This window comes from Pandoraea aquatica (assembly GCF_902459565.1).
GTDB lineage: Bacteria > Pseudomonadota > Gammaproteobacteria > Burkholderiales > Burkholderiaceae > Pandoraea > Pandoraea aquatica.
On the sequence record NZ_CABPSN010000013.1, the window covers coordinates 1 to 17,022 of the forward strand.

The following is a 17,022-nucleotide window of genomic DNA, read 5'->3' on the forward strand; positions in this document are numbered from 1 at the left end:
ACGACGACGTTCTACTTCTCGCCGCAACAAGAGTCCATTCAGCTTCAGCAAGCCGCCCTGATGCAAACGGGCAAGGCGAGCTTCATCAATGGGTTGTCGACGGACAGCACGTCGCAGTTGAGCGTCAACGACCAACAGAAGCTGGTGCTGTACGGCAACGCCGTCGAGTACGCGAAGACGAACAACATCCAGTTGGGTCAGGCCCTGACACCTGAGCAGATCGCAGGGTTGTCGCAACCGATGCTGTGGTACGTCGAGCAGACGGTGCCTGAGCCGGGATGCTCGGCAACGGGCAATGCGAAATGCCCGACCGTGACCGCGCTGATGCCGCAGGTCTATCTGCCGGAGAACTTCACAGCGCTGTCCGCAGGCGGCCAGATTCTGGCGAGCAATGACCTGTCGTTGAACTTCGGCAGCACGGCGACGGGCGGCAGCATCCTCAACACAGGCTCAATCACCTCAGGCGGGACGCTGACGGTGAACACAGGCACGCTGACAAACCGCGCAAACGTGGTGGACGTCGGTGAAATCTGGAGCTACATCAAGGACGCGGGCTACCTGAAGACCACCGGCACGATGGTGCAGCCGGGCGGCTTCATGAGCGCAGCAGCGGGCGGCCTGACGCTCAACGTCGACCAGTTCAACCAGATCGGCGGCGCGCTTCAACTTCTAGACCCGAACGGCCAGGTGGATCAAGCCGCAACGCAAGCGTTCATTGCGGGCGTCGCGGCACAACTGGGCGACAACTTCGTCCAGCAGACGCTGCAAAACGACCTGCACACGGACTTTGTGAAGCAGGGCGGGAATTTCGGGATTCAGCAGGTTGGGATGATCGTCGCGGCGGTGGCGATGTCGGCTGTGTTGGGACCGATGTTCTCGGCGATGGTGGGTAACTTCGCGGGCGCGACGGCGGGCACGGCGACGATGATGGCCGCAGCGGGCACGACGGCCGAGGGCATAGCGATTGGCGCAGGGCTGGGCAATATTGCGCTGAGCGCAGGCCTTACCGCGATGACGAGTTCGGCGTTCACGCAGTTGGCGACGACGGGATCGATCAACTTCGGTTCGGTGGTAACAAGCGGACTCGCGAGTGCGATTACGGCGGGGTTGCTCAACGGCATTACGTACTCGGGTGACGGACTAGGTTTCACCACGCTGGGCGGATCAAGCAACAGTCTGAGCAGCCTGGCGGGTGTGAATCCGAGCTACGTCGGTGGGACGGCAGCCAATGCCGCAGCAACGACGGCAGAGAAGTTGCTGACGCAAGGGGCGGCGATTCTCGGTCAGTCAGTCATTCAAGCTGGCGTGCAGTCGGCAATTCAAGGAGGGAGTTTCCTTGAGGCGCTGAAGAACAGCGGGATCAATAATCTCGGGGCTGCACTGGCGTTCCAGATTGGCGAGTTGAACGGGGCAGGAAAATTCGGTGAGGGGTTGCCTGGTGATCTCGCATACGTGGCGACGCACGCCGCTCTCGGGTGCGCGGGGGCGGCGGCATCGGGAAGCGATTGTGCGGGGGGCGCGATTGGCGCGAGTATCAGTGCGGCATTGGTGCCGGATCTGGTAAATGCACTGGGGAGCGGCCAGCCGTTGGATGCAGCTCAACGTGCCGCACTGACTACGCTTGCTGGCCTCGCTGGTGCACTCGGGGCCGGTATGGCTGGCGCAGATGCAAATGCTGGGGCTTTCTGGGCTCAGAACGAAGCGACGAACAATGCTGAAAAGCATCCTGGCGCGGGCGGACTTGCTTCAAAGCTCCTAGGCGTTTTCGCGTCTCTATCGAATGCCCGTTCTGAACTTCGCGATTTGTTGGCGCGCCAGTTCCTGCTCGCACAGCGGCAGCAATCGGGCGAGAAGCCACCAGCAGATGCTAACCCGCTTGCGCAGGAAAACGATCGTACTCCCCCGGCGGCGGGGGGAAGAGCGGTGACTCCACCGCCGGCTGTATGTGTTCCTGCTCCAGGAGGTGGGGCGTGCGTTATCGCACCTCCGACTGTCGCCGGAGGTGCGCCGCCAAGCAACTGGACGTTATCAAGCGGCAACGGAGGAGATGAATCGACCGGTGGGCGTGAAGTGCCGGCATCGGGAAAAGGCGGAGCTAGCAACGGTACTACCGGAACGACGTCGGGCGATACAGGTGGGGCTGGAGGTACGTGGGGGCGAGAGCCTACTGAGCGAGGTGTTTATATCGAACGGCAGCTTTCGAAGACCGAATACAGTGAATCAGGTGGGTGGTTCCACGTTGGTGAGACCAATAACGGGTATTTTCCGCTCGTAGACTTCCAAAACGGAAATACGTTAGTAAGCTTGAAGTCGGTCGACACTAGGGGGAGCGGGTGGTTAAATCGAATGCAAGACGTCATTGACTCGCTAGGTTCGAGTGGCGCTACCGTCAATAACATTCCTGCGAACATGGTGCTCGACCTTCGGGTACAGCCAGACGGCGCGTCAGCCGCGCAATCGTTAGTCGCCTATGGTCAAAGCCGTGGGGTCGCAGTGATTATTAAGGTGTTTCAATAATGATTCGGTTGAGATCTCAAGTTATGAAGATCATCTTTTCTCTAACGGAGAAGGATGAGTTGCGTGGTAGCCATGAGCCACATGGGATTAGTTTTGTGCCACGGGAAGGACTCATGTCTCCGGGGCTTGCCATCAGCAAGTTGCAGGGCCCGGCAGACAAATTTGGGATGTCGAGGGTAGTCAAAACGTCGGATGATTCGGCTCCCGCATCGGTGGTTCTTCGACGCGCTGCCAATTCACGTCCATGGGGTGAATTGATTTCGCAGCAGCTTATATTCCAATATGGTGTTGCAGCATCGTTTGAACACTGTTTTGTTCAAATCGAGGAGAGGTACCCTGCGGCGGCTGGAGTATGGGAGGACTGGATTAATCCGTTCGTTTTAGAAGCAGGTTTTGTGCAAGGGTGGGTGTCCGATGTTGAATACACCCGATGGCAAAACGCTACCGATCCATTCGAGTATCAACTCGCTGGACGTGATTGCTCTCAACTCCCGAAAAAGTCGAACGGCTTACCCCCGCCTCTCTCGAAGGAAATTGTTGATATCTCTGTGAATCCTGGACGCTGGGTGCTTCGTGATGGCTACGTCGAAGCCGTTGCACCTAGAATGTGGTTAAGTGAGCTGTTCTGGATGAGGGTAGGCTTAGAGAAGAAAAAGCACTTCCAGCAGGAATATGCGGAATCCATCGAAGCACTGGAGGGCGGAATTTTGAAGTTGGTGTTACAGGATATTGATTTCGATTCCGAGGTGACTGCTGAAGAGCAGGGGCGCCTCCGGAGTGCCCTGTACGGTAATGTGTGACAGTCTTCCATTAATGCTCATAGCGACTCGCGTTGGCTAGATTTTCCGAGAGGTCACGCGCTAGGCTGGCTTGGGCGGTGTGAGTTCATGGCGCAGTGTCGAGGGTTGGGTAATCTCTCCGTCGAATGAATTGGTTTCGTGCGCCAACCGAGTCGAACAACTTGTCGGTTATCCCGCAAGGAGTTGCCTGAATGCCACCTTGAGGGCTCGGATTCGTCGGGGCAGTCCGATCGCTGAGTGATCAACCCGCCGACGCCAGTGGGCAACATCGCGGCGACGATTCAGGCCCCGAATCTGACGGTGACGTCGGGCGGTCAGATCGTCAACGTTGGTAACGTGGTTGGGCAGTCGGTGTCGCTTACGGGCACGAGTCTCGTGAACGGCATCACGACGGCGAACACGTACACCCCGCAAGTCGGCAACGCGCCGCGAGTGATCAGTCTGGCTCCGGCAAACGGCGGCTTGAATCTGACGATCCCGGCGAGCTTGGGCGGCGCGGGTTCGTCGATCCTGACGGGAGCCACCGGCCAGCAGAACGGCCCGAGCTACGTCGTCGGTGGACTGGGCGCAACGCTTGATCCAATCTCCCCGCAAGTGCTGATTTCCAACTTGCCTGCGTCGCTGCAACCGAGCACGACGACGTTCTACTTCTCACCGCAACAAGAGTCTATTCAGCTTCAGCAAGCCGCCCTGATGCAAACGGGCAAGGCGAGCTTCATCAATGGGTTGTCGACGGACAGCACGTCGCAGTTGAGCGTCAACGACCAACAGAAGCTGGTGCTGTACGGCAACGCCGTCGAGTACGCGAAGACGAACAACATCCAGTTAGGTCAGGCACTGACACCTGAGCAGATCGCAGGGTTGTCACAACCGATGCTGTGGTACGTGGAGCAGACGGTGCCGGAGCCGGGGTGCACAGCAACGGGCAATGCGAAATGCCCGACCGTGACCGCGCTGATGCCGCAGGTCTATCTGTCGGAGAACTTCACTGCGCTATCCGCAGGCGGACAGATTCTGGCGAGCAATGACCTGTCGCTGAGCTTCGGCAGCACGGCATATGAGCAGTTTGTCGCGAAGAATGGTCAGTTTCAACCGTGGTTTGAAGGGCAATATAGCCTGATTGATCAAGCGGAACGACAAGTCGTGGCCGCGAATGGTAGATCAGTCCAATGGAGCGTTGCTGAGCCAGCCGCTGCGAGAGCAATACAAGCGCTGCTAAGCGACCAAGGCATAAAGGGTATCTCCGTAATCTATGTAGCACCGAAATAAAGGATCAAGTCGTGGAGACAATATTGGCAGCGGCCTACTGGGGGCCACGAATGGAGTCGGCGGTAGAGTGCGCTAGCCGGGCTTCGGCATTTGTGAAAAACCTCTCGGACGTATCGGAGTTTTTCAGAGGGTGGCGATTGCCGGGGCACAGTCGAGCAGAAGCAACACGTAACCAACCCTTTTCGAGTGATGTGAGCAGCCTTGAAGCACTGTTCATCAAAGGGATGAATCGGAGGGATATTGACGACGAATTGATAGATGAGTTGGGTTTTCGCATTTCGGCATGGAATGGGATGGCCGGAGAGGAAACGTCATCGTTGACGATGAAGTGTGGAATGTATTCAAACGTCGCTGGCCTGTCGAATGCAGTAGTTCTAAAGATTCCTCCAAAATTCGATGTGAACTCGGTCGGAACGGTGGAGCAGCTTATTGACCTTTTGGTCCGAGCATGGAGTCCGGATTGGGCGGTAGTGGCTTCCCAATCCAGCATGATGGAGCGCGCGGATCAGGAAGGACCGTTCTTGGACAGAGCGCTGTACTTGTCATCGTCGTTTAAGCGCATAGACCCCCTGTTCGCGGGGGCGAAACAGAGCCCGCTGAACGATGGGGTTATTCTTGTTCCGCAGTGATGCGGGTTATCAAGCCTTCAGTCGAAAGCACTCAGATTTCATCCATAATTCGTAGAGGCAGCGAAGTGAAGTCTGCATATGCATTACTCAGAAAAGGGAAGATTTTTATCCAAGCCTACTCAAAGGCATCTACCGGCCTATGGATTGCCTCTGGGCCCGTCTACGTAGCCGAGGAAGGGGGGCTGGAGGAGGATCTCGGCCAGAAGGTTCGCGATGCGTTGGATGGTTCGATCGAAGGTGTGAGGCACCCCAGTCAAGACGAGTGGAAAGAAATTCAAGCGCCCATGCTTGAAGCGGCGGGTGTAAAGAGTTGGAAGACTCTCGGGAAAGGTGCTAAATCCGTAGGCTTGGAGAGCAACGGTGTCACCGTGAAAATGGTGCCGTCGTTCAATTATGAAAATGGTGGGGGTACGCCTTTAATAGAGAAGGCGATCGAACATGAAGTGATGAATTCCCATCTCGGAGTCGAGCTGATGCGTGCCTTTGCCTCGTGCACTTAGAGGTTGCAGTTCGAATAGCGAACCGCTGATGCCGCGAGAACGAAGTAAAGATGTAAAGAGCGGAAGGATGAAAGGCGAACTGACGTGAGCGGATCGCCGCCGACCTCTCTCACCTCCGCGCCGACCTGCCGCGCGATCGCTGCCACAATCCCGGCTTGTGCTGGCTTTGAGCTACGTCGTCGATGGACTGGGCGCGACGCGCGATCCCATCTCCCCGCAAGTTCTGATCTCGAACTTGCCCGCGTCGCTGCAACCGAGCACGACGACGTTCACCCTCTCGCTGAACCAAAAAACATAGGGTTACGTGCTCTCACGTAACCCTTTGTGCTTTCTGCCAGATGCACTACGAGATCCCGACCTAATCCCCCCGCACCTTATCGCTTATCCGCGTAGCACCTTGCTCGCAAATCGCTGTTATTGATGCTTCCGCAAGTGCCATTACCCTGCTTCGCGTAGCAGTAGGCGCGTTGATCGCTGTCGTTGATACTTCCGCAGGTGCCATTGCCCTTCTCTGCATAACACTGAGCTCGCAAGTCGCTGTTGTTGATACTTCCGCAGGTGCCATTGCCCTGCTTCGCGTAGCAGTAAGCGCGTTGATCGCTGTCGTTGATGCTTCCGCAGGTGCCATTGCCCTTCTCGACGTAACACTGTGCTCGCAAATCGCTGTTATTGATGCTCCCGCAAGTGCCATTGCCCTGCCTCGCGTAGCAGTACGCGCGCTGATCGCTATCGTTGATGCTTCCACAGGACTGCGCAAAGGCCGAACTCGATGCCCCAGTCATCAGCATCGCCAGACAGATCAGCAATTTCTTCATCGTCTTCATCCCAATTTGGATTGTTCAGTCGTTTTGTAAGCGTGACGCCCGGCGAAAATTCTATCAGTAGCGTGGAATCCTAAATATAAACGTATTCGGAGCATATTTGGTTGACGACACCACTCACCCCTGCGCCATCACCTGCTGCGCAATCGCCGCCGTAATCCCTGCCTTATCGTGACGCGTCCGTTCCAGTAGCCCGATGCTCCGTTGCTCCGTGACTCCGGGTAGAGGAATCACACGCAACGCATCTTCATGCGCCCAGCTCGCGCTTCTGAGCATCGGCACCACCGCCACACCGACCCGCTGACGCACCAGCGCCACGATCCCTTCGATGGACGACAGCTCCAAAAAATCACTGACCTTCACGTGCTGACGTCTTACAGCGCGATCAATCAACGCCCCTGTCCGCTGCGTCCGGTCAAACCGTAGAAACCGCTCCGTCTCCAGCAGCTTCGCCACAGACGACGACTTCAACGCCGATGACGCCAGCAGTACCAACGGCTCCCGATACAGCGGCGTCCACCGCACCCCTGCAGGACGTCTCCCTGACGGTTCCACCAGCACTGCGCAATCGATCTCCCCGGCGTCGAGCTTCGCGGTCAACTCAATCGACCGTGCCGTCTGAATCGATATCTCCAGATGCGGCTGCGCGTGCTTGATCTGCGACACAGCCCTCGCCAGCGCACTCACCGCCGACTCCACCGCACCAATCGTCACCGGTCCAGCCGTCGATTCGATGCCGGCGGCCAGTGTGCGCATCGTTTGGTACTGCGCCAGCAACTGCTCAGCGTGCGGCAGCAAAAGCCGTCCCATCGCGTTAAGCGCCACGGAGCGCCCCACGCGATCAAACAGCGGATGGTCGAATTCCTCCTCCAGCGCGCGCATCTGCATGCTGACCGCCGATTGGGTCATGGCGAGATGTTCGGCTGCCGAAGCGAACGAGCCGTATCTCGCGACCGCCGCAAACGTCCGCATAAATCGCAGGTTGCTCATGGATGACTCACGCTAAACATATGAATATTCGAAAGAAAGCCCCGAAGGGGTTCGCCAAAAACCACCATCAATTCATCAAAAAACTTGCGATGACGAATCACAAATTCTAGCTTTTATTGGTTTTTTGGCACAAGCAGAATGGGGCGAAGCGAGTGCGGTCGGCTTGCCACGAAAACACTTCATAGAAGAGGAGTATCCCCATGGAAGTTTCGGTCGGGCGCGACGGCGCCTCGAATACCGCGAATACTGCGCAATCCGAGCGATCGAGCAAACGTATCGACGTCAAGGTCATTGCGGTGTCCACCGTCGGCAATGCGCTCGAATGGTTCGACTTCACCGTCTTTACCTTCTTCGCCGCGAACATCGCGCGTCAGTTCTTCCCCAGCGATAACCCCACCGCCGCACTGCTCGCGGCATGGACGACGTTCGGCGTCGGCTTCCTGACGCGTCCGCTCGGTGGCATCGTGCTCGGCGCCTACGCCGACAAACACGGACGAAAGGCCGCGCTGCTCCTGACGATTACCGTCATGGCACTCGGTGTCGCCGTCATCGCCTTCGCACCGACGTACGCGCAGATCGGCATGGCCGCACCGGTACTCATGCTCATCGGCCGCTTCCTTCAGGGCTTCTCCGCAGGCGGCGAAGTGGGGAGTGCCACGGCATTCCTCGTCGAGCACGCACCGGTCGAGCGTCGTGGCGTGTACGGCAGCTTCCAGATGATTGCGCAGGCGTGCAGCATGCTGCTCGGTGCCATCGTGTCCGTCGGCATTACGCAAACCCTCACGCCGGAACAGATCGACGCGTTCGGCTGGCGCATTCCGTTCGTCATCGGTCTGCTCATCGTGCCGGTCGGTCTCTATGTGCGCTCGCGTCTGGATGAATCGCCCGTCTTCAAGGACGCCCGCAAGCAAGACGCCGAAAAGCGCTCGCCGTTCATCGAGTCGGTCACGCAGCACTGGCGTCAGGTGTTGGCGGGCTTCGGCCTCACGGTGTACGGCACGATCGGCACCTACATCTTCTACTACTACATGCCGAGCTACGCGACGAAGTCGCTGGGCATCCCGTTCAAGAGCAGCGTGATCGCGTCGTTGTGCGCGGCCGTCGCCTACATCGTGGGGACGTTTGCCTCGGGCCGCATCTCGGACGCCATCGGCCGCAAGAAGCCGATGACGGCCTCCGCACTCATCAGCCTGATCATCGCGTATCCGCTGTTCCTCGCCGTCAGCCACGTGCCGACGCTGCCGATGCTGATCTTCGTGCAATGCTGCCTGATGCTCTCGCTCGGGCTGTTCCAGGGATCGTATTGCGCCTTCGTGTGCGAACTGTTCCCGTCGCGCGTGCGTGCTACGTCGATGGCCATCGGCTACAACTTCGCCGTGATGATCTTCGGCGGCTTTGCCGGTGCCATCGCAACGTTGCTCATCGGCTGGACGGGCGACAAGCTCGCCGTCGTCTACTACGGTCTGTTCGGCGCCGCCGTGGGCCTCGTCACGATCCTGATGCTCAAGGACCGCTCGCGGCAACCTCTGCTCTAAGACACCAACGATCACGGTGCCCGGCGGCCATCTCGATGGCTCGCCGGCGCGCCACCGCACTGCCTCCCCAAACCTGCCCCTGTCCAATGCGCGCGACCTGCTGACATCGTCGGCGAGCGTCGCGCCTTTCGGGGCACTCTCAAGAGACGACTCCTATGTCCATCATTCCGGAAATCGCCGAACGCTCGGACGAACTGCAAGCTATCCGACGCGACATCCATGCCCACCCCGAACTGCGCTACGAAGAGGCGCGCACGTCGGACATCGTGGCGAAGCTGCTCGAATCGTGGGGTATCGAAGTCACGCGCGGGCTGGGTAAGACGGGCGTCGTCGGTGTGCTACGCAATGGCACAGGCAAGAAGGTCATCGGTCTGCGCGCGGACATGGATGCGCTGCCGATTCAGGAACTCAACACGTTCGAACACGCGTCGCAGTACGCGGGCAAGATGCACGCCTGCGGTCACGACGGCCACACCGCCATGCTGCTCGGCGCAGCGCAGCATCTGGCCGCACATCGCAATTTCGACGGCACCATCGTCTTCATCTTCCAACCGGCGGAAGAGGGCGGCGGTGGCGCGAAGGCGATGCTCGAAGACGGTCTGTTCGAGAAGTTTCCGGTCGACGCGGTTTTCGCGCTGCACAACTGGCCGGGACTCGCGGCGGGCAGCTTTGGCGCGCGCGTGGGTGCGACGCAGGCGTCGAGCAACGAATTCCGCATCATCGTCAAAGGGACGGGCGCGCACGCCGCCATGCCGCATGACGGTATCGATCCCGTCCTCACGGCCATGCAGATCGGCACCGGCCTGCAAAGCATCATGACGCGCAACAAGCGCCCCATCGACGCCGCCGTGCTCTCCATCACGCAGATGCAGGCAGGTGAGGCGATCAACGTCATTCCGAATACCGCGACGCTCGCGGGCACGGTGCGCACCTTCTCGCTCGAAGTGCTCGATCTGGTCGAAAAACGCATGCGCGAGTTCTGCGAATCGACGGCCGCCGCCTACGGCTGTACGGTCGAGTTCTCGTTCATCCGCAATTACCCGCCGACGGTCAACACCGCCGCTGAGACGCAGTTCGCACTCAATGTGATGAAGGAGATCGTGGGACGCGATCACGTCGTTGATCCCATCGATCCGACGATGGGGGCCGAAGACTTTTCGTTTTTCCTGTTGGAGCGCCCGGGCTGCTACGCCTATATCGGCAACGGCACCGGCGACCATCGTGCGCATGGTCACGGTCTCGGTCCGTGCATGCTGCACAACACGAGCTACGACTTCAACGACGATGTCCTCACGCTCGGCTCGACCTATTGGGTGCGCCTGACCGAAGCCTTCCTGGCGGAGTAAGACGCGATGACCACGAGTCCGTTTTCCGCCAGCTATCTTCAGGCGCGCGAGCGTTTCGCGACAGCGGCCGGGCAGGCCGGTGTCGAGGTGACGAGCTATGTCATTCCCGACATCGTCGGCCGTCAGGGTGAGACGCTTGCGACGGACGTCGTGCGTCTCGGCGCGCCCGATGCGCGACGCTTGCTCATCCTCACCTCCGGTACGCATGGCGTTGAGGGGTTCTGCGGCAGCGCCGCGCAGATCGCGCTGCTGGGCGACGAAGGACTGAAGTCGCGCCTCGCGGCGGCGGACGTCGCTATTCTCGTCGTCCACGCGATCAATCCGTATGGCTTCTCGTGGCTGTCCCGCACCAACGAGGACAACGTCGATCTGAATCGAAACAGCATCGACTTCACGCAGCCGCTGCCCGTCAACGCGGCTTACGCCGATCTGCATGATTTGCTCGTACCGCCCGAGTGGCCGCCGTCCAACGATAACGTGCGGGCCATCGCCGACTACATCGCGACGCACGGCGAAGCGGCGTATCAGCGCGCGCTGACGATCGGACAGTACGCGTTCGCCGACGGCCTGTTCTACGGCGGACGCGAACCGGTGTGGAGCACACGGCTGATGCGCACGCTGATCGAGACGCACGGCTCGCGTTGCGAGGCCATCGGTTGGATCGACTTCCATACCGGTCTCGGTCCGCCGGGTCATGGCGAGAAGATCTGCGTAGGCGGCCTCGACGCCGCAGAGTTAGCGCGCGCCCGCGCGTGGTGGGGTGCCGATCTGGCAAGCCCCATCGACGGAACGACGGTGGCGTCGAACGTCGGTGGTCCGTTGCTCGACACGCTGCGCAACACGGCGAAGCACGCGCAGGTGACCGCCATCGCCATCGAATACGGGACGGTGCCGCTCATCGACATGCTGCACATGCTGCGGGCGGATTCGTGGCTGAGACGTCACCCCGAAGCGACGGATGCGCAAGCGTCGGCCATCCGCGCCGCGGTGCAAGCGGCTTTCTGCTTCGAGGACGGCGTATGGCATGGCCAGATTCTCGGGCAGGCACGCGTGGCCATCTTGCAGGCGATAACGGGGTTGGGGCGGGGCGGAACGACGTAAGAGACGCCGCGCGCCTGGCCTTGGCAAGTCATAGCCGATAACTGATAGCTGTGAGCGCACTTTCGTCAATAAGATCGACGGTCTAACGGATTTGGCAGCCGACTACACGTAGCTGGCTGTCTTCCGTAACTGCCGTCCCGGTCGATTGATCGAAGAGCGTTAAATCATAGAGTGATCGGTTAGTAATGCTATTTACAGGGTCAGTCCCCGACTTCTACGGACGCTACCAGATCGAATTCAGAGGTGTTCAGCCAATCAGAGGATTGGGGCAACGATGAAAGCATCCCAAAAACGTAATCCATGGTGGCGTCTGTTGAAGCTGCTTGTCATCACTTGTGTCTTGTTGCTGGTCACGATCTGGTGCATAGCCGTCTACATTCGTTATCCCGGTAAAAGTGGATCGTGTCCTGATCTGACAGCCTCCGAATTGAATGTATTTCTAACGCGCTACTTCAACAGGAAACGCGATACATCGTTCACGGTACTTCCGGGAGCGTTCGAAAGCGGCAGCGTTGACGATAGGATCTGGATGGTGCCGGTTGTGCACGAAGGTAAGGACTATTTCGCGATGGTCGACTGCCACGGAGGCATCGAACTTTCCGGGCGTCGATAGCACGCTCTCGGTGCGCAATTTCCCGATTCCCCCAATTCGAGCGACAATAGCCGACCGCAATCGCCTGCCTCAACCAAGCAAACGCACTGCTCAAAACGTCCATGGCATCCCACGTGAAAAAGTCTTTCGTCGGCCGGATTCGCGATCAGCTCGATCAGCTCTCGCCATCAGAGCGGCGTCTGGCCGAATTCGCGCTCGATCTGCCGGGCGATCTCGCGGGGTATTCGGCGTCCGAGCTGGCCACCCTGGCTCAGGTGTCGAACGCCACCGTTACGCGCTTCGTGCGACGTTTGGGCTACGAGTCGTTCGACGACGCACGCAAACACGTCCGTTCAGAGCAACGCGCTGGCTCGCCACTCGCCATGGCCGCCACCGCGCACGCGACCGAAGCGGTGGCCGACGACGTCGTCGGCGCGCATCGTCAGCAAAGCCTCGCCAACATCGACGCGACCTACCGCCGTCTCTCGTCTACCGAAATCGAGCAGATCGCTACCGCGATTCTGTCGGCGCGCAAGGTCTGGGTCGTGGGCTTTCGCTCCAGCCTGCCGCTCGCGATGTACTTCCGCTGGCAGTTGCTGCAAATCGTCCCCAGCGCACAAGTCATTCCCGGTGCAGGCGAGACGCTCGGCGAACATCTCGCAGGCATCGGCGCGGACGACATCGTGATCGTCTTCGCACTGCGACGTCGCGTCCGCCAGATGCCGACGGTCGTCGCGCAGCTCGCAAAGGCGTGCCCGAATCTCGTCTACATCACCGAACGCAATGCCGCGACGAAGACGCCCGCGAAGTGGTCGTTGCAGTGCGACGTGCAAGGCCCCGGCGTGCTCGATAACCACACGGCCGTGATCGGCCTGTGCCACCTGATCGTCACGCAGGTGATGACGCTTGCGGGCAATCCGGGACGTCGTCACCTCGGCCTCGTGGAAGCGTTCCACGACGCACTCGACGAAATCTGACCGTCCGCCGTCCTCGGACGGCCCTCCACCGCAAACCTCCCCATCATTGGTATCTGCTGCCAAGGCGGTCTCTCGTCCGCGTCGTCAGGCTAAACCCTGATATGAAAAATAATTTTCAAAAACAAATAATCTGAAAAAATATTAACCGAGCAGGTTCATCAGAGGGCGAGGCAATTCGGTCGCATAGGCGCCATTCGAGGCGCAGGGAGTTTTACGATGGGCGCAGAAGTGGTCGTATCGTCGTCGGAACCGAGGTTGCAGCAGCTCGAACGGGCGCTCGACGACATTGGCGTGACGCCGTCACACAAGAAGATCCTCGCATTGATTCTGTTTGGGGTTCTGTTCGACGTCTTCGAGCAGAACGCCGTCGGCCTCGTCGGGCCGCTGCTGCGCGAGTACTGGGGCATCTCCGCCGCGCAGATCGGCTTTCTCAACACATTGACGTTCGGTGCGGCCGCCATCGGTCGGCTAGGCTCGGGCTACATCGCCGACCGCTTCGGGCGCCGCACGATGCTGAGCATCAATCTGATGCTGTTCACGCTCGGCGCATTGATCTGCGCCTTGGCGACGAACTACACGATGCTCGCCGCCGGGCGCTTCATCGTCGGCTTCGGCCTCGGTGGCGAGATCTCGATTGCCGTCACCATGCTCGCCGAGTTCTGCTCGTCGCGTTTCCGTGGCGTGGCCGTGGGCGCGATCAACGTCGCAGGCGGTGGGTTGGGCAACATGCTCGCACCGGCGTTCGGGCTAGCGGTGTTCGCTTTCTTTCCCGGACCGGACAGCTGGCGCTGGCTGTTCGGCTGTCTCGTGCTCCCGGCGTTCTTCGTGCTGCTCTATCGCCGCTTCATTCCGGAGACGCCGCGCTTTCTGCTCTCCAAAGGCCGGGTGGAAGACGCCAACCGCGTGCTCAACATTCTCGCTTCCGGCAAGCTGGGCAAGTCCGCCGGTGGCGCAACCAAGCGCTACCTGAGCGAAGCATCGAACGGCGCGCACCGCGCAGAGAAGGTGCGCTTGAGCGAAGTGTTCGTCGGACCGCTGGCGCGCCGCACGGTGGCCGTCGGCATCGCCGTGTGCATGACCTATGGCGCGCAGATTTCGGTGCTCACGCTGATGCCGACGATTCTGATGGCGCAGGGTTACACGCTGAGCAAGAGCTTCGTGTTCACCATCGTGATGCAGTCGGGCAGTCTGCTCGGCGCGATCACCGCGTCGTACTTCGGTTTCCGCTTTCCCCGCAAACGCGTGCTGACGCTGGGTGCTATCGCCGCGTGCGTGATCGGTCTGTGCTTCGGGTTTCTGTCGAAGTCGCAGCCGCTGATTCTCGCGTTCGGTGCGGCTTTCCAGTTCTGCGTGCTGCTGCTCAATACGTCCATCTGGATCTACGCGCCGGAACTCTATCCCACGCGAGTGCGCGCATTCGGCACGGCGTTCATTCTGGCGCTGGGCACGTTGGCCGGTGCGGCGATGCCGCTGGTGGCTGGCCGCGTATTCGACCAGTACGGCATTGGCGGCATGTTCGGGATGATGGCCGCGATGTACGCCGTGTTCGCCATCGCACTGACCTTTGCGCCGGAGACATTCGGCAAGCCCATCGACGGCCCCGACGCGCCCGGCGACACCGATCCGCAAGCGGCTGCAAAGACGGTTTCCGATGCGCCCGCATCCTCCGCATCCGCTTCGCATGCTTCCTGAATACCTGATTCGCCGAGATTGCTATGACTCACATCCTGCTCATTAACCCCAACACGTCGACGGCGACGACGCAAATGATGGTCGACATCGCCCGCACGTATTTCGCCAGCGTGATGACGTCGCCGCCGACGGTCGTTGGTGCGACGGTAACGCGCGGTGCACCGATGATCGTCGACGAGCAGGACCTCGCGGTCGCGGCCGACGCCGTGAACGATCCGCAGATCGTCGCACTTGCGGCGCAGGCGGATGGTGTGATTGTCGGCGCGTTCGGCGATCCGGGCATCGAGGCGCTGCGGGCACGTCTGGACGTGCCCGTGGTTGGGATCGGCTCGGCATCGGTGCGTGAAGCGGGTGAGGGTGGACGTCGGTTCGGTATCGCCACGACAACGCCGGAACTGGCCGACTCGATTGCGTCGAACGTCCGCAAGCTGGGCCTCGGCGCGAGCTTCACGGGGGCGCGTTTCACGACCGGCGATCCGCTTGCGCTCGGGGATGTGCCGTCGCAATTGGAAAGCAGTCTTGCCGGTGCCGTCGACGCGTGCATTCGGCTCGACGGCGCGCAAGCGGTGGTGATCGGAGGCGGCCCGCTGGGCGAGGCGGCGCAGGCACTCGGCGAGCGCTTCTCCTTGCCGGTGATCGGTCCTGTGCCCGCAGCGTGCCGTGCGTTGCTTCAGGCAATGCGTCTGGACGAAGCCGCCTGATTCGAGCCGTCCAAAGTCGTCGTTCGTCCCAACGTCAACGGTCAATACGAAACAAAGCAGGAGACGATATGAACCAACAGCCAACGTCGCGGACGAGCGACGGCACCAACGCGTTCGCCAAGCCGGACGACCGCATGCTCGATCCCATCTACCGGAAGATCATGTGGCGGATTATTCCGTTCATCTTCGTGCTGTGGATGCTCGCGTGGATCGACCGCGTGAACGTCGGCTTCGCGAAGTTGCAGATGCAGCAGGATCTCGGCTTCAGCGAGACGGTTTACGGCATCGGTGCGGGGATTTTCTTCCTCGGATACTTCTTCCTGGAAATCCCGAGCAACTGGCTGCTGTTGCGGATCGGCGCGCGACGCACGCTCGCACGCATCACATTGGGCTGGGGGACGATCTGCGTGCTCATGATGTTCACGCATTCGCCCGCGTACTTCTACGTCATGCGCTTTCTGCTCGGCGCGTTCGAAGCGGGCTTCCAGCCTGGCGTGTTGCTGTATCTGACGTTCTGGTTCCCGGCGCACCGACGCGCGAAGGCGTTTGCGTGGTTTATCTCTGCGTCGGCGGTGTCGTCGGTCGTGGGCGCACCGCTGGCAGGCGCGATCCTGAACGGCATGCATGGCGTGAACGGCTGGGCGGGTTGGCAATGGCTGTTCCTGCTCGAAGGCGTGCCGACGGTGCTCGCGGGCGTGCTGGCCGTGTGGTTCCTCGTCGACAAGCCGGAGCATGCCAGTTGGCTGTCGGAGCATGAGAAACGCCTGCTGCAAGCCGATCTGGACAACGACCGCAAGGGCGCGGGTCAGCGCGAGCATAGCTTCATGCTCGCCGTGCGCAGCCCGAAGCTGTGGCTGCTCACCGGCATCTACTTCGGCATCGTGGCCGCGAACGCGACGCTCTCGTTCTTCGCACCGACCATCGTGCGTGCGTTGGGGCCGACGAATCCGTTGCACATCGGGTTGCTCGTCGGTGTGATGTACGTCTTCGGCGCGATCTTCCAGATTGCCATTGGCTACAGCGCCGACAAGCGTCGCGAAGCACGCATGCATTGCGCGATTCCCGTTTTCATCGGCGCATGCGGACTGGCAGGCGTCGGCGTGTTTGCGGGAAGCAACGGTGTGGCGGCGTTCCTGTGTCTTGTGATCGCCGTGTCGGGCACGATGGGCGCGATTCCGGTGTTCTGGCAGTTGCCGAACGCCTATCTCGCAGGCGGCGCTGCCGCGATGGGTGTGGCGTTCATCAACTCGGTGGCAAACCTTGCCGGGTTCGGCTCACCGTATCTGCTGGGTATCGTGAAGGATGCAACGGGCAGCTTCAACGGCGGCCTCTGGATCGTGGCAGCGCTCGAAGCGTTCGTCGCCATTCTGATCTGGTGGCGGATGAATCGCCGTGAGCGGGTGCCGGGGGTGCCTGCGGCGGCGTGAGGATTCGCCGGAAGACGATAAGGGCTACGTAATTTCACGTAGCCCTTTGTTTTTGCGGTGTCGTCGAAGGCTCAGCGGAGAAGACGTCAATAAAAAACGCGAAAGCGAAAATTCCGTCGCTAACC

Annotated in this window: 15 protein-coding genes; 13 read left to right on the forward strand and 2 right to left on the reverse strand. The window is 60.3% G+C overall.

The window, feature by feature from the left end:
• Positions 1–60 precede the first annotated feature (60 nt).
• From PAQ31011_RS25660 to PAQ31011_RS25680, 5 genes are all read left to right on the forward strand, one after another.
• Positions 61–2,517, forward strand: a complete 2,457-nt coding sequence (locus PAQ31011_RS25660; RefSeq protein ID WP_150578456.1) for a DUF637 domain-containing protein — start codon at positions 61–63, stop codon at positions 2,515–2,517.
• A gap of 23 nt (positions 2,518–2,540) precedes the next feature.
• Entirely contained in the window at positions 2,541–3,317 is a 777-nt protein-coding gene (locus tag PAQ31011_RS25665; RefSeq protein ID WP_150578457.1) for a hypothetical protein, read from the forward strand.
• A 237-nt stretch (positions 3,318–3,554) separates the two neighbouring features.
• On the forward strand, positions 3,555–4,586 hold the full coding sequence (locus PAQ31011_RS25670) for a hypothetical protein (RefSeq protein WP_150578458.1): 1,032 nt from the start codon (positions 3,555–3,557) through the stop codon (positions 4,584–4,586).
• A gap of 11 nt (positions 4,587–4,597) precedes the next feature.
• Positions 4,598–5,215: an Imm52 family immunity protein gene (locus PAQ31011_RS25675; protein WP_343031686.1), complete on the forward strand. Its 618-nt coding sequence runs from the start codon at positions 4,598–4,600 to the stop codon at positions 5,213–5,215.
• Positions 5,216–5,280: 65 nt separating this feature from the next.
• On the forward strand, positions 5,281–5,715 hold the full coding sequence (locus PAQ31011_RS25680) for a hypothetical protein (protein WP_150578460.1): 435 nt from the start codon (positions 5,281–5,283) through the stop codon (positions 5,713–5,715).
• Between the two features lie 374 nt (positions 5,716–6,089).
• On the opposite strand, the gene PAQ31011_RS25685 is transcribed toward PAQ31011_RS25680, so the two are convergent.
• Together PAQ31011_RS25685 and PAQ31011_RS25690 are read right to left on the reverse strand one after the other, a co-directional pair.
• Complete coding sequence (locus tag PAQ31011_RS25685; RefSeq protein WP_150578461.1) at positions 6,090–6,530, reverse strand: hypothetical protein; 441 nt, start codon at positions 6,528–6,530, stop codon at positions 6,090–6,092.
• A 123-nt stretch (positions 6,531–6,653) separates the two neighbouring features.
• Complete coding sequence (locus PAQ31011_RS25690; RefSeq protein ID WP_150578462.1) at positions 6,654–7,526, reverse strand: LysR family transcriptional regulator; 873 nt, start codon at positions 7,524–7,526, stop codon at positions 6,654–6,656.
• A 200-nt stretch (positions 7,527–7,726) separates the two neighbouring features.
• Between PAQ31011_RS25690 and PAQ31011_RS25695 the strand changes: the two genes are divergently transcribed.
• The 8 genes from PAQ31011_RS25695 (at position 7,727) to PAQ31011_RS25730 (ending at position 16,897) form a co-directional block, all read left to right on the forward strand.
• Positions 7,727–9,061, forward strand: a complete 1,335-nt coding sequence (locus PAQ31011_RS25695; RefSeq protein ID WP_150578463.1) for an MFS transporter — start codon at positions 7,727–7,729, stop codon at positions 9,059–9,061.
• A gap of 155 nt (positions 9,062–9,216) precedes the next feature.
• The gene (locus PAQ31011_RS25700; protein WP_150578464.1) at positions 9,217–10,407 is read left to right on the forward strand and encodes a M20 aminoacylase family protein; all 1,191 of its coding nucleotides are present in this window, start codon (positions 9,217–9,219) and stop codon (positions 10,405–10,407) included.
• A 6-nt stretch (positions 10,408–10,413) separates the two neighbouring features.
• The gene (locus tag PAQ31011_RS25705; RefSeq protein WP_150578465.1) at positions 10,414–11,508 is read left to right on the forward strand and encodes a M14 family metallopeptidase; all 1,095 of its coding nucleotides are present in this window, start codon (positions 10,414–10,416) and stop codon (positions 11,506–11,508) included.
• A gap of 274 nt (positions 11,509–11,782) precedes the next feature.
• Positions 11,783–12,121, forward strand: coding sequence for a hypothetical protein (locus PAQ31011_RS25710; protein WP_150578466.1), 339 nt, complete (start codon positions 11,783–11,785; stop codon positions 12,119–12,121).
• 113 nt (positions 12,122–12,234) lie between these two features.
• A complete protein-coding gene (locus PAQ31011_RS25715) occupies positions 12,235–13,077 on the forward strand; it encodes a MurR/RpiR family transcriptional regulator (protein ID WP_246179791.1) in 843 nt (280 codons plus the stop codon).
• Positions 13,078–13,293: 216 nt separating this feature from the next.
• Positions 13,294–14,769, forward strand: a complete 1,476-nt coding sequence (locus tag PAQ31011_RS25720) for an MFS transporter (RefSeq protein ID WP_150578468.1) — start codon at positions 13,294–13,296, stop codon at positions 14,767–14,769.
• Between the two features lie 23 nt (positions 14,770–14,792).
• Positions 14,793–15,470 carry an aspartate/glutamate racemase family protein gene (locus PAQ31011_RS25725; RefSeq protein WP_150578469.1) on the forward strand — a complete coding sequence of 226 codons (678 nt, stop codon included), beginning with the start codon at positions 14,793–14,795 and terminating at the stop codon, positions 15,468–15,470.
• A gap of 68 nt (positions 15,471–15,538) precedes the next feature.
• A complete protein-coding gene (locus PAQ31011_RS25730) occupies positions 15,539–16,897 on the forward strand; it encodes an MFS transporter (protein ID WP_150578470.1) in 1,359 nt (452 codons plus the stop codon).
• Positions 16,898–17,022: the final 125 nt, after the last annotated feature.